This window comes from Kitasatospora sp. MY 5-36 (assembly GCF_001182915.1).
Taxonomy (GTDB): Bacteria; Actinomycetota; Actinomycetes; order Streptomycetales; family Streptomycetaceae; genus Kitasatospora.
Genome location: NZ_LFVW01000360.1, coordinates 1 through 12,220, shown reverse-complemented (window position 1 = coordinate 12,220; position 12,220 = coordinate 1). Strand labels below are relative to the sequence as shown.

The following is a 12,220-nucleotide window of genomic DNA, read 5'->3' as shown; positions in this document are numbered from 1 at the left end:
CGGACAGCCCGGCGGCGCCCCACCGGGTGGCGGCGGGCGGTGAGCGGACGGCGGACGGGGCGGCCCTGGACGCGGCGGTCCGGGCCATGGTGCGGGAGGGCGGTGCGGCGGCGACACTGGCCCGCGTCCGGGAGAACGGCTCCACCGTCTGGAACGGTGCGGCCGGCGTGGCCGACCTGGCCACCGGTGCGCCCGCCGATCCTGACGGCCGGTTCCGGATCGGCAGCGTCACCAAGACCTTCGTCGCGACGGTGGTCCTCCAACTGGTCGCGGAACACCGGATCGGCCTCGACGACTCCGTCGAGAGCCGCCTGCCGGGCGTGGTCCCGAACGGCGCCGGCATCACCGTGCGCCAACTGCTCAACCACACCAGCGGCATCCACGACTTCACCGAGGACCCGGCGTTCGACGCGAGCAACGAGGAGACGCTGCGGCAGTGGCTGGCGGGTGGGCGCTGGACGTCCTACCGGCCGCAGCAGCTCGTGGACATCGCCAACACGTACCCGCCGTACTTCGCCCCCGGTCAGGGCTGGCACTACTCCAACACCGACTACGTGCTCATCAGCATGATCATCGAGCGCCTCACCGGGCGCAGTTGGGCGCAGGAGGTGGACCGCCGCATCATCCGGCCGCTGGGCCTGACGGGCACGTCGATGCCTATCTACTCGCCCTTCATCCCCGGCTCCCACGCGCACGGCTACTACAAGCTCCCCACCGGCCCCGCCGACGTGACGCTGCTCAACCCGTCGATGGCGTCCGCCGCCGGGGCGGGCATCTCCACCACCGCGGACCTCACCCGCTTCATCGCCGCCCTGCTCGGCGGGCAGCTGCTCGGCCCGGCCGAACTCGCCGCGATGAAGGACACCAGCGGCCCGAACGCGGCCGCCGGCTACGGCCTCGGGCTCCAGCGGCTGTCCACGCCCTGCGGCGAGTTCTGGGGACACGACGGCGGCATCCCCGGCTACAACACCCTGCTGGTCGGCGAGGTCACCGGCAAGCGGCAGTTCGCCACCTCGATCAACCGGTACGACCTGTCGGACCATGCCGCGATGCTGAGGACCTCCAACGCCCTGTACTCCGCGGGCACTTGCGGCGGCCGACCGTCGGCCTCCTCGCCGTCGGTCCTCCCGCCCGCCGCCGCCGCGACACCGTACTCCGCCGGACCGCTCGCCTGAGCGTTTCGACGCACCGAAGGCCGCTCCCGGTCACGCGAAATTCACAGCCCGGGGTCTACTCGCATAGACAACGATGGGGCATCCTGGTCCGATGCCGGCGCCCGAAGCCCGTCGTCCCCCGTTACCCGGGAGCGGCAGGCGGTGGCGCCGGAGGGATCGGTCGGCCCTCGTGCCGGAGCACTGTCGCGTCACAGCACTGCGTACGACCCCTACGTCCGGGCCGCTTGCGTCGGCCCGGCGCCGGACCTCCCGCCCTCCCAGCGAGGCGCGGCAGGAGGGCGGGGGTCGAGTCGGATGCACACCATCCTCACCGGGAGATGCAGATGAAGCCACGCACCGCAGCCACCGTCGTCGCCCTGGCCCTGGCCGGCCTCGCCCTCTCGGCGCCCACGGCCGGCGCCAGCGGCACCAAGCTGTCGCAGTCCGCGGCCGCCGGCCAGTTCAGCGGCGCCGGCATCACGTGGAGTTCCAGCGGGGGCTGCACCACCAGGTCCAACTCCACCTGTACCTCGTTCGACCAGATCAACTCGGGCACGGTCAGCGCCGTCATCACCCTCAAGCAGGCCAGCGGCTGCGCCATCAACATCACGGGCGGCACCGAGGTCGGCCACGCCTCCGGCACCTACAGCCACTACAACGGCTACAAGGTCGACATCGCCCGTAGCTCCTGCATCGACGGCTACATCCAGAACAGCTTCACCTACATCGGCCTCCGGGGCGACGGCTACCCGCAGTGGCAGGCCGCGTCGGGCAACCTGTACTGCAACGAGGGCAGCCACTGGGACGTCCTCATCTACTGACGCCCGCCCCGGGCCTTCCCCCGGGATCTTTCCGGATCAGGACACGGCGCCGTGACGGGGGCCGAGGGCCCGTCACGGCGCCGGACCATGCCGAGGAACGCACCCTCGGCCTCACCGTCGCCGACGGGCTGCCGCGGGTCCAGGGCCTGTCCGCGCCACGGCACTTGACCGCCCTGCCCGTCCGCGTCCCGTGATGCGGACGGGCAGGGCGGCGCGCGTCACGGGGCGGTCCGCCGGCCGGCAGCTTCGCGGACGCGGGCACGCAGCCAGCGGTGGGCCGGGTCGTCGTCGTGGCGGGGATGCCACAGCATGCTGACGCGCAGCGGCTTCACGTCCAACGGCACCGGGAAGGTGACCAGTTCGAGCGGGTCGGCCAGACGGCCGGCCAGGGCGGCCGGCACGATCCCGACCAGGTCGCCGGCGGCTACCAGGCGCAGCGCCGTGGTGAAGCCGGGCACGGAGGCCGCGACGGTACGCCGCACTCCCTCGGCCTCCAGCAGCCTGTCGACCGCGGTGCGCAGGCGGCCGTGACGGGAGACCACGACGTGGTCCCACGCCGCGAAGCGGGCCGCCGTGACCTCACCGCGGCCCAGCGGGTGACCGGCGCGGACCACGCCGAGCAGCGGCTCGCGGACCAGCCCTTCCGAGCGGAGGTCGGCCTCCTTGGAGGCGTTGACCGCGATCGCGACATCCGCGGCGCCCTCGCGCACCGCCCCGCCTTCGTCGGCCGCCCGCCCTTCGCCGAGGAGGCGCAGCTGTACGCCGGGGGCTTCGGCGCGCACGAGGGCCAGCAGGTCCGTACCGAAGCACCCGATCAGGTCCTCGGGTGCCAGAACGGTGAAGCTACGGCACCAGGCGGCCGGCGCGTCCTCCTCCGCGGGCCCCAGCAGGTTCCGGGCGTCCTCGACCAGGGCTCGTACCCGCGGACGCAGCGCCAGCGCGTGCGCGGTCGGCTTCAGTCCGCGGCTGGAGCGCACCAGCAGGGGATCGCCGAAGGCGGTCCGCAGCCGGCCCAGGGCCCTGCTGACGGCCGGTGCCGACAGGTCCAGCCGGCGGGCCGCCCCGGTGACGCTGCCCTCCTCCAGTACGGCGTCGAGGATGACGAGGAGGTTGAGGTCGAGGGACGTGACTTTCACCAAGTGAAAATAGCACTTGCATTCTTTTCACTGGTCGCAATCTGCGACCGCTCCTAGGGTCGTGAGCACCGCCGCAGGATGCGGTCCCGGACGCCCCGGACGCATGGCCCGAAACCCCCGGCACACGAGGGAAGACGGCGGCCACAGCAGCCCGAGAACGGGCCCGGACACGACATCAAGGAGCACCACCCATGACGGACGACACGATGGACGACCCAATCGACCCGATCGACCCGATCGAGCTGGTCGCACTGGGCAGCCGGGCGCTGGCCGCGGCCGGGCACGGTGACATGGTGTGGGGACACCTCGCGGTCCGCGACCCGGACGGCCGCGGCGTGTGGATGAAGTCGGCCGGCTGGGGCCTGGAGGAGATCACCCCCGAGCGCGTCCTGCTCGTCTCGTGGACCGGCGAGCGGCTGGCGGGAACCGGACGCGTCCACCTCGAACACCACCTCCACACCGAACTCATGCGGGCCCGTCCCGACGTGCGCGCCAGCGTCCACACCCACTCCCCGACGGTCAACGCCTTCAGCGCGCTCGGTGAACCGCTCCGTCCGCTCAGCCACGACGCCGTCGTCTTCGCCGAACACGGCCTGCCCCGGTACACCGCCACCGACAACCTCGTCCGCACCCCCGGGCTGGGCCGCGCGCTCGCGGCCGACCTCGGCGGCGCCCGCGCCTGCCTGATGCCCGGACACGGCCTGGCGGCGGTCGGTCGGGACACCGCCCACGCGGTCATGTACGCGATCCTGCTCGAACGGGCCTGCCGGACCCAGCTCACCGCCCGCGCCGCGGGCGAGCTCCGACACTGGACCGGCCACCAGGAATGCCTGGAGAAGGACGCGGTGGCCTGGCCCGACAGCCAGATCGACGCCGGCTGGCGGTACTGGCTACGCCGAGCCGCACTCCTCCAGGCCCACTGACCCTTCCCGTTCCCGAAAAACGCCCACGCGGAAGGAACCCCGCACGTGGACCTCCACGCCTCCCCGATACCCGCCCCGCCGACCGCGCCCACCGCCGGGACCACCGCCACTCCCGGGGCGGGTGCCCCGGGCGGCAGACGGCGGATCGGCACCTGGGCGGTCGCCCTCGCCTTCTGGGCCGTCACGGCCGGGACGACGGTGCCCACCCCGCTCTACCCGCTGTACGAGCGCGCCTTCGGTTTCTCACCGCTGGTCGTGACCGTGGCCTTCGCGGTCTACGCGCTGGCCGTGGTCGCGGGGCTGCTGGCGCTCGGCGGGCTCTCCGACCGGTACGGCCGCCGTCCCGTCGCCGCCGCGGCGCTGCTCACCGCCCTGGCGGCCGCCGTCGTGTTCCTCCTCGCCGAGAACCTGGCCGCCCTCCTGGTCGGACGGGTGCTGTCCGGGCTGGCCGCCGCGCTCATCACCGGGACCGCCACCGCCCACCTGGCCGAACTGGCGCCCGCCGACGGCCGGTTCCGTGCCGGGCGGCTGGCACTCGCCGCGAACATGGGTGGCCTGGCCTGCGGCCCGCTGCTCGCGGCCGTGCTCGCCGACACCACCGGCTGGCCGCTGCGAGCCGTCTGGGTCGCCGCCGCGGCCCTGCTGACGGCAGCCCTGGCCGCACTCGCCGTGGCCCCGGAGACCGTGACGCCGAGGGAGCGGGGAACCGGTTCGGTCGCCCGCACGCCCCGTGTGCCGACCGCCATCCGCAGGGAGTTCCGGCACGCCGCGCTCGCCGCGGGCGCGGGATTCGCCGTCCTCGGTGTGCTCACCGCGGTGACCGGGCTGTTCCTGGCCGAAGTCGCGCACCTCCACGACCTCCTGGCCACCGCGGCAACCGTCTCCCTCGCTTTCGCCTGTACCGGCACGGGCCAGCTCCTGGCCGCACGACTGGGGCGCGCCGCCCTGCCCGCGGCGTGCGCCGGGCTGATCGTCGCGGCCGGGCTGATCGCCGCCGCCGTGGCGGCCTCCTCCCTCCTGCCGCTGCTCGGCGCGGCGCTGACGGTCGGCCTGGCGACCGGCGTCGCCGTCGGCCACGGGATCGCGCTCATCGGCGCGCGCACCCCGCCCGGGACCCGCAGCCGTACCGTCTCGGCCTTCTTCGCCGCCCTGTACACCATGCTGGCCCTGCCGGCCGTAGGCGTCGGCGCGCTGATCGGCGCCGTCGGCCTGCGCACCGCCACCACCGTCTTCGCCGCAGCGGTCGCCGCCTTGGCCGCCGCCGTCCTCCTGACCCAGCGGGCACCCGCCCGCCGGTGACTCCCCGGAGAACGGGCCGGCCCCCGGAACGCGCCGGCAGGCGATGGAGATGGTCCCGCAGCCGCCAGGAGCTCGCTCACCGGCGAGACGGCGACAGCCCGTGTGAACCGTTCGTGGGCAGCGGGCCGTATCCACCGATGAGGTGACCACCCGACAGTGTCACCTCGTCAGTTCCGGCTCCGTGCAGCCGTGTTGGCGGAGTGCGGCGGCAGCACGGCACGGGGCCGCGCTCCCCCGCGCTCCACCACTTTTCGCCGCCCATAGATTTCGGAGAAACCCTCTTGCGCACCAGCAGGTTCACCTCGGTCACCCTGGCCGGCGCCATGACACTGGCGGCTCTCGCCGTCGGCGTCGGCCCGGCGGTCGCCGCTCCGTCCGACCCGGTCGACCCGGCCTCCGTCACCGTCTCCCCGGGGGACCAGGACGTGGAGGTCTTCGCCGAGGACGGTGCCATCAGCCGGACCAAGGTCCCTGCCGCCTCCCCCTTCGTCGGCGCGCCGGTCATGAACGCGGCCGGCGCCGCGGCGGACGGCACCGTGACGAAGATCGTCAACAACGGGAGCACGGACAGCAAGCTGGACGTGGTCATGATCGGCGACGGCTACACGGCCTCGGAGCAGGACAAGTTCCGCAAGGACGCCGCGGCGAAGTGGAAGGACATCAGCGCCGTCGAGCCGTACGCCACCTACCGCAAGCTGTTCAACGTGTGGGCCGTGGGCGCCGTCTCCGCCCAGTCGGGCGTCTCCGGCGACCCGAAGCAGGACACCGTCCGCAAGACCGCCCTCGGCTCGCGCTTCTGGTGCAACTCCATCGAGCGGCTGCTGTGCGTGGACATCAAGGCCGTCGACACCTACGCCGCCAAGGCCCCGCAGGCCGACCTCGTGATCGTCGTCGCCAACACCGCCAAGTACGGCGGCGCCGGCTACGGCAGCACCCAGTCGCCGCTCGGGTACGAGGGCATCGCCACCGTCGCGGGCGGCAACAGCGCGTCCGGCCAGATAGCCGTGCACGAGACCGGCCACTCGCTGGGCAAGCTCGCGGACGAGTACTGGGCCGACGGGGCGGGGCCCTACCAGGGCGCGGAGCCCCCGCAGCCCAACATCACCACCCTGAGCGCCGACCGGATGCGCCAGGACAAGGCCAAGTGGTACCGCTGGCTCGGGAAGACCTCGCCCGACGGCGGCACCGTCGGCGCGTACCAGGGCGGCAGCAACTACCCGACCGGCCTCAACCGGCCGACCGACAACTCCGTGATGCGCTCCCTCGGGCGGGAGTTCAACCTCCCCGGCCGCGAGGCGATGATCGCCGGCTTCTACCGGCACGCCTCCACCCTCTCCAGCAGCACGCCGGTCACCACCCGCCTGACCGCGACCGACCACCTCACCGTCGACCTCCCGGTCTCCGGCACCAAGCTGCGCTGGTACCTCGACGGCAAGGAGGTGACGGCCCTGCGCGACCACAAGTCGATCGCCGTCTCCGACCTCGGCCCCACCGGCTCCAAGCCCGCGGCCCACGAGCTCAAGGCCGTGGCGAACGACCCCACCTCGGCCGTCATCGACCCGGCCCTGACCCCGGCGCTGACCAGCAGCCTGGTCTGGAGCGTCACCCGCTGACCACGGGCGTGGACCCTCACGGCCGAGCCGGCGAGGGTCCACGCCGACCTGGTCCGACGCGACGTCACCCTTACTCCGGACGCCGGGTCGCCGTGTGCTTCCGTCGCTGGTGCCCGGCCGTGTTGTTCGAAAGGATGCTCAGGTGGCGAACTTGACCCGGATCTTCACGATGACCCGTACCAACTTCCGCTCGGCCGACCCGGTCGAGCGGTGGACCGCGCGTGCGACCTGGGCGGCGCTGACCGCGACGGGCTGGCTCGCGGTGATGTTCACGACCGTCTGGGGGGCCATGGTCGCCGGGGTTCCCATCGGTACCGTCAGGTGGCTGGCGGTCTTCCTCTCGCTGGCGGTCCCCGCCGTCTCGCTGATCGCCGTCACCTCCGAGGCCGGCGGGCGTACCGGCGCCCCGGCGCTGACGGTCGTTCTCCTGCTGGCGGCCGTCGTGCTCGTCATCGCCTTCGTCTGAGTCGGGGGGCGGCCCGCCCCCGGGCATCGCCTACGGGTGCCTCCCGCCCGGAGTGCACGCACCGGGGACCGCCCGGAACCCGGTCGGCGCGTCGCGGCGTTCGAGAGGCCGGTCGGCGAGCCCCCTCCCCCGAACCCCCTCCCCCGAGCCGGAACGCGGGGACGGGCAGGCCGCCCGCAACGCTCGGACGGCCTGCCCGTCAGTCCCGGTTTCCCCGGTTCGCGGCTATCCGAGGCCGCGGGCGTCCTGCTTCAGCGCGGTGTCCACGGTCAGCGCGGTCGCCACGACCAGGCTGAGCAGCGGGTCGGGGAGCGGGCGGTGGATCTGGAGAACGTAGTTGTCGGCCGTGGTGAACATCGTCTTCGCCAGGCCCTCCCAGGTCTTGGTGATCCGGGCGATCTCGGTGTCCGTGCCGTCGACGATGGAGAAGTTCCAGGCCCGCCAGTTCTCGGCCTTGATCGCGCCGACCTTCTGACCGCCGACCTCCAGCGAGAAGTTGATCTTCCCGATGGCGTTCTGCTGAACGATCTGGCCGACCTCCTGGCCGTCCGGACGCTGCACGATCACCCGCGACTTGATGAACTTCGCCGGACGGGTCAGCAGCAGCACCGGGGTGCCCTGCGCGTCGCGGATCTCCAGCTTGTGGGTCAGGTACTGGTCGATGGAGAAGAGCAGCCGTACCACCTTGCGCAGGCCGCTCTGGCCGACCTGGACCACCGAGCCCAGCGTGGCGCCCTGCTGGTCGAAGACCGAGTACTCGTTGGTCAGCTCGATCAGCTTGGCCTTCTGGTTCACCACCAGGACGGGCTCGGAGAAGAGGGTGCCGCCGCCACCGTAGACCGGTCCGACGCCCGCCTGCTGCCGTACCTGGCGCTGCACCTTGGCGGAGTCGCCGACCGCAGCGGTCGGCCCCCCGGGGAAACCGGGGATGTTCGTGTTCTGGGACATGCCCGGCAGGCTAGGGCCAATCCACCGTCAGCAGCGAGATCGTTTCGGACGCCCACCCGGCGCGCCGGGGACTCCGAGTCGCGAATTCGACCTGCGGGTCCGGGTGTTGCCAACGAGGGCCGACCGACGGCCGGCAGGCGTGTGGCCGATGTCACATCCGCCGATCGATCACGGACGGCGGAAAAACCGTGCGACATCGAACGGAGTCGCACCCGTAGGCACGTACCCGTCGACCGGTACGGGCACCCGGCTCCCCGGCCTACGCCTCCCCGGGCGCCTCAGGCCGGGGCCGCGGCGACGCCGAGCCGCCACGCCTCGATGTCGCGGTAGTGGATCGGCCCGGGGCCGCGACCGATGTTGCTGCCGACGAGGTGGAGGCGTTCGGTCCGCCACGGCCGGCCCACGAACCCCGTGAGCCCGGCCGCCGCCAGCGGCACGCTGACGGAGTCGTCGCGGCGGGAGCGGGCCAGGGTGAGATGGGGGTTCAGCGGCCGCTCCCTGAAGTCGATCCCGCAGGACCTGACGAGATCCCGGACGTCGGCGGCGAGCCGGTGCAGTCCTTCCAGGTCACCGTCGACGCCGGTCCACAGCAGCCGCTGGTCGAAGTAGCCGCCACCGCGCAGGCCCAGCTGCAGGGCGGGGCGCGACGGGGCCGCGGCGGCCAGCGCCGACCGCAGCAGCGGGACCGCCGTGGACGACTGTTCGCCGAGGAAGGCCAGGGTGATGTGCCAGTCCTCGATCCGGTTCCACCGCAGCCGCGGGTAGCCGGCATAGGCGGGTCCCAGGGCCCTGGCCAGTTCGTCCTTGGCGTCGTCGGGCGGGGCGAGCGCCACGAAGACGCGCAGGGTCCGGGAATCGGGGTGATCGTCCACGAGGGGGGAGGGTAGTCGACGGCCGGCACCACCCTCGACTCTCCCGTACGGGCCGGCCCGGCCCCGGTGCGGCGGCCCCGTCCGACCGCCGCACCGGGACGCCGTCAGGTCAGAGCACGACCTCCTTGAGGAGGCCGGTCGCGACGTCGAGGACGAAGCCGCGCACGGCGTCCGTGTGCGGGACGAAGGGGCTGGTGCGGATCCGGGCGGCCGACTGGCGCACGTCCGTCTCCAGGTCGGCGAAGGCCTCGGCGGCCCACGGGGGCTTGACGCCGGTCTCCTCCCGGATCGACTCGCGGAAGGCGTCGTCGCCGAAGGTGAGCATGCCGCAGTCGGTGTGGTGGATGAGGATGATCTCCCGGGTCCCGAGCAGCCGCTGGCTGATCGCCAGCGAGCGGATGGCGTCGTCGGTGGCCACCCCGCCGGCGTTGCGGATCACGTGCGAGTCGCCTTCGGCGAGGCCGAGCGCGCCGTACACGTTGAGCCGGGCGTCCATGCAGGCCAGGACGGCCGTGCGGCGGGCCGGCGGGAGCGGGAGCGGCCCGTCGAAGGCCGAGGCGTAGTCGGCGTTGTTGCGCAGGTAGTGGTCGGTGGCGGTGTCGGTCATGGTGGACGGCTGTCCTCTCGGTGCGGTCGGATCGTGGTCGGCCGGGACGCGCGGGAGCGCCCCGTCCCGCCCGCGGGTGCGTGCTGCGGGCAGCACGGAGCGGGCGGCACGAAGCAGCGGGTGAACGCGTCCCGCCGGATGCGTCCGGAGCGCCGCTCGGAGGGTCCGTCGACCGGGGCGACGGCCGACCCTCGCGGCGGCAGCGAACGACGGCCGCCACGGCGGTGCCGTTCGGAACGGAGCGCAACGGAAGAGCGCAACGGAACGGCACGGCCGGGCGGCTGGAACGGGCGATCAGACGATGACCGGACAGCCTGTGGAGTGGATGCGGCCGAAGTCGATGTGACGACGGCGGACGAGCACGGTCATGCGGGCACCGTACTGCCCGCCGGAGCGCCCCCGCCCAGGATTCGCCCATTCTCCACTCCGCCGGGTGACCGCCTCCGTGGACAGCCGAGCTGCGGCGATCCCACACGTTCCCTCACGCCACATGCCGCCCTCTCGGACCGCGCCCGTCGGCGCCGGGTTCTCGGGGAGCCGCCAACCGCCGCCGCGGTCCTCCTTCGAGAACCGCGCGGCGAGATCGGGAACGTGGAGGAAGCAGGCCAGTGCGGTGGCGGCCTGGAAGGCGTCGATCGCACGCCGGCGAACCGCTTCCCTCCCGGCAAACGGTGGCGAACCCAAGGATCGACACACCACCCTCGGATGACCACGTGATCGTGGAAACACAGGTGCGTGACGACGGATTCCCGCCCGCCCAGCAGGACGAAACTCCGCCGAAATACCCACCGATGTGCGCTAGTTGATGCGCCACCGCGCCCGGCCGTCGCCCTTTCTCCGGAACAGCGGCCGACGCACCGATCGACTCGACCTCGGAAACCTTCAGCAACCTCGCGAGCTTCGGCGAACACCACGGTGGTGTTCGCTGCTCCCCGGGTGGATCGGATGCTCACGCCCCCGGAGCGGCACTCTTCCTGTGTTCTTCCTGTGCCCTTCCTGTATTTTTCCTGGTTTGGCAAATCCCTATCCTGCCATCACTTTCAGTGACTGGCCGCCATACTGACGGTCAGTCACTCTGACATTCGGGGCACAGGGGGGATGTACGTGAACCGGACGAGGGTGATGAACCGGTCCTTTGCCGCCGTTTGGGTGAATCCATTGCAGGCCTATGCGATCGGTGGCCGAAACCGACGGGGATTCAGCCAGTTGGCATGCGATCCAGACAAAATCATTCCGCCCCGTCGATCCGCCTTCTCCGGCATTAGGATTCCTGCGGCATCAGGACAACTGTCCTGGTGAACACTGGCCCTGACGGGCCAGGAGATTGGGGAAGAAGAGGGGGAAATGGCGAACTCGCCAATGAGGGCAGGGTCGGCACGGCGCTCACGCGCCAGGATCCTGTCCGCCACGGCCATGATGCTGGCCGCGACCGTCATGGGGACGACGGTCGCCCAAGCACTTCCGTCCGACACGGCCCCGGAGCCGCTGCCGGCCAACTACCGCGCGCAGGTGGTCGAAGCCTGGCAGGGCGGCGGCACAGCGGTGAAGGACGCGGCCGCACGGGCACTGGTCGGCTCGGACGCCGACATCACCACGTTCTTGACCAGCACGCTGAGCCGTGCTCAGGCGTCGGACGAGCGCTTCGCCGTCATCAAGATGCTGAGCAGCACCGGCAAGGGCGTGCGCGACGCCGCGTCGAAGGCGCTGAGCGGGTCGGACGCCGACCTCCACGCGTTCGTCACCAGCGGCTGGCAGAACCCGATGATGGACGACCGCCGGGCGGCGATCGTCACCATCGTCGACGGCGCCGACGTCGCCGTCCGCACGGCCGGGACCAAGGCGCTCGGCGACGGCACCGCCGAGGCCATGGACGCCTTCCTGACCACCGGCCGGTTCAAGGCGCAGGAGGAGGACGACCGGGTCGCCGTCCTGCGGCTGATGGACGTCTACACCGGCCCGGAGTTCACCAAGCAGGCCGGCCGGGCGCTCAGCGGCACGCCCGCCGACATCCGCGGGTTCTTGGAGAACGGCCAGCTCCTCGCCCAGGCGAGGGACCAGGAGACGCTCGACGTCAAGCAGCTCGCCCAGACCGCGAAGGACGCCACCAAGCGGGCCCTGGAGGAGACGGCCGCCGCCCAGGAGGCGGGCGCCCGGGCCGAGAAGGCCGCCGAGACGGCCAAGCAGGCCGCGCTGACGGCCGCGGACGAGGCTGCCAAGACCAAGGACGACGCCGAGAAGGCGGGCGCCGCGGCCAACCGGGCCGCCGAGGCCGCCCAGGGTGCGGCGGAGGCCGCGAAGACCGCGATCGACGCCTCCAACACGGCGGTGGCGGCGGCCAAGACGGCTGCCACGGCGGCGCGTTCGGCCGCTTCGGCCGCGGC

11 protein-coding genes are annotated in these 12,220 nt (G+C 72.5%); 7 read left to right on the top strand and 4 right to left on the bottom strand.

The window, feature by feature from the left end:
- Together AE652_RS22525 and AE652_RS22520 are read left to right on the top strand one after the other, a co-directional pair.
- Positions 1-1,175: serine hydrolase (locus AE652_RS22525; RefSeq protein WP_159028520.1), on the top strand; the 1,175-nt coding region annotated here is incomplete at its 5' end.
- Between the two features lie 323 nt (positions 1,176-1,498).
- Complete coding sequence (locus AE652_RS22520) at positions 1,499-1,975, top strand: hypothetical protein (RefSeq protein ID WP_049654339.1); 477 nt, start codon at positions 1,499-1,501, stop codon at positions 1,973-1,975.
- 218 nt (positions 1,976-2,193) lie between these two features.
- Here the strand turns inward: AE652_RS22520 and AE652_RS22515 are convergent, their stop codons facing one another.
- Positions 2,194-3,111 carry a LysR family transcriptional regulator gene (locus AE652_RS22515; RefSeq protein WP_049654347.1) on the bottom strand — a complete coding sequence of 306 codons (918 nt, stop codon included), beginning with the start codon at positions 3,109-3,111 and terminating at the stop codon, positions 2,194-2,196.
- A 191-nt stretch (positions 3,112-3,302) separates the two neighbouring features.
- Between AE652_RS22515 and AE652_RS22510 the strand changes: the two genes are divergently transcribed.
- From AE652_RS22510 to AE652_RS22495, 4 genes are all read left to right on the top strand, one after another.
- Positions 3,303-4,034, top strand: coding sequence for a class II aldolase/adducin family protein (locus AE652_RS22510; protein WP_234348488.1), 732 nt, complete (start codon positions 3,303-3,305; stop codon positions 4,032-4,034).
- 45 nt (positions 4,035-4,079) lie between these two features.
- A complete protein-coding gene (locus AE652_RS22505) occupies positions 4,080-5,333 on the top strand; it encodes an MFS transporter (RefSeq protein ID WP_234348487.1) in 1,254 nt (417 codons plus the stop codon).
- Between the two features lie 281 nt (positions 5,334-5,614).
- On the top strand, positions 5,615-6,946 hold the full coding sequence (locus tag AE652_RS22500) for a M64 family metallopeptidase (protein WP_234348486.1): 1,332 nt from the start codon (positions 5,615-5,617) through the stop codon (positions 6,944-6,946).
- A 142-nt stretch (positions 6,947-7,088) separates the two neighbouring features.
- Entirely contained in the window at positions 7,089-7,412 is a 324-nt protein-coding gene (locus tag AE652_RS22495; RefSeq protein WP_049654337.1) for a hypothetical protein, read from the top strand.
- Between the two features lie 225 nt (positions 7,413-7,637).
- On the opposite strand, the gene AE652_RS22490 is transcribed toward AE652_RS22495, so the two are convergent.
- The 3 genes from AE652_RS22490 to AE652_RS22480 all read right to left on the bottom strand — a co-directional run bounded on the left by AE652_RS22490 (position 7,638) and on the right by AE652_RS22480 (position 9,839).
- Entirely contained in the window at positions 7,638-8,360 is a 723-nt protein-coding gene (locus AE652_RS22490) for an LURP-one-related/scramblase family protein (protein WP_079272189.1), read from the bottom strand.
- A gap of 278 nt (positions 8,361-8,638) precedes the next feature.
- A complete protein-coding gene (gene thpR / locus AE652_RS22485) occupies positions 8,639-9,232 on the bottom strand; it encodes an RNA 2',3'-cyclic phosphodiesterase (protein ID WP_049654336.1) in 594 nt (197 codons plus the stop codon).
- Positions 9,233-9,341: 109 nt separating this feature from the next.
- The gene (locus AE652_RS22480) at positions 9,342-9,839 is read right to left on the bottom strand and encodes a carbonic anhydrase (protein WP_049654334.1); all 498 of its coding nucleotides are present in this window, start codon (positions 9,837-9,839) and stop codon (positions 9,342-9,344) included.
- 1,413 nt (positions 9,840-11,252) lie between these two features.
- Between AE652_RS22480 and AE652_RS22475 the strand changes: the two genes are divergently transcribed.
- On the top strand, positions 11,253-12,220 hold a 968-nt coding region (locus AE652_RS22475), incomplete at its 3' end, for an ALF repeat-containing protein (protein WP_049654333.1).

What these genes read in the sequence shown, in the direction of transcription:
- AE652_RS22520 (WP_049654339.1), top strand. Translation starts at nt 1,499, where the DNA reads ATGAAGCCACGCACCGCAGCCACCGTCGTCGCCCTGGCCCTGGCCGGC.
- AE652_RS22510 (WP_234348488.1), top strand. Translation starts at nt 3,303, where the DNA reads ATGACGGACGACACGATGGACGACCCAATCGACCCGATCGACCCGATC.
- AE652_RS22490 (WP_079272189.1), bottom strand. Translation starts at nt 8,360, where the DNA reads ATGTCCCAGAACACGAACATCCCCGGTTTCCCCGGGGGGCCGACCGCT.
- AE652_RS22480 (WP_049654334.1), bottom strand. Translation starts at nt 9,839, where the DNA reads ATGACCGACACCGCCACCGACCACTACCTGCGCAACAACGCCGACTAC.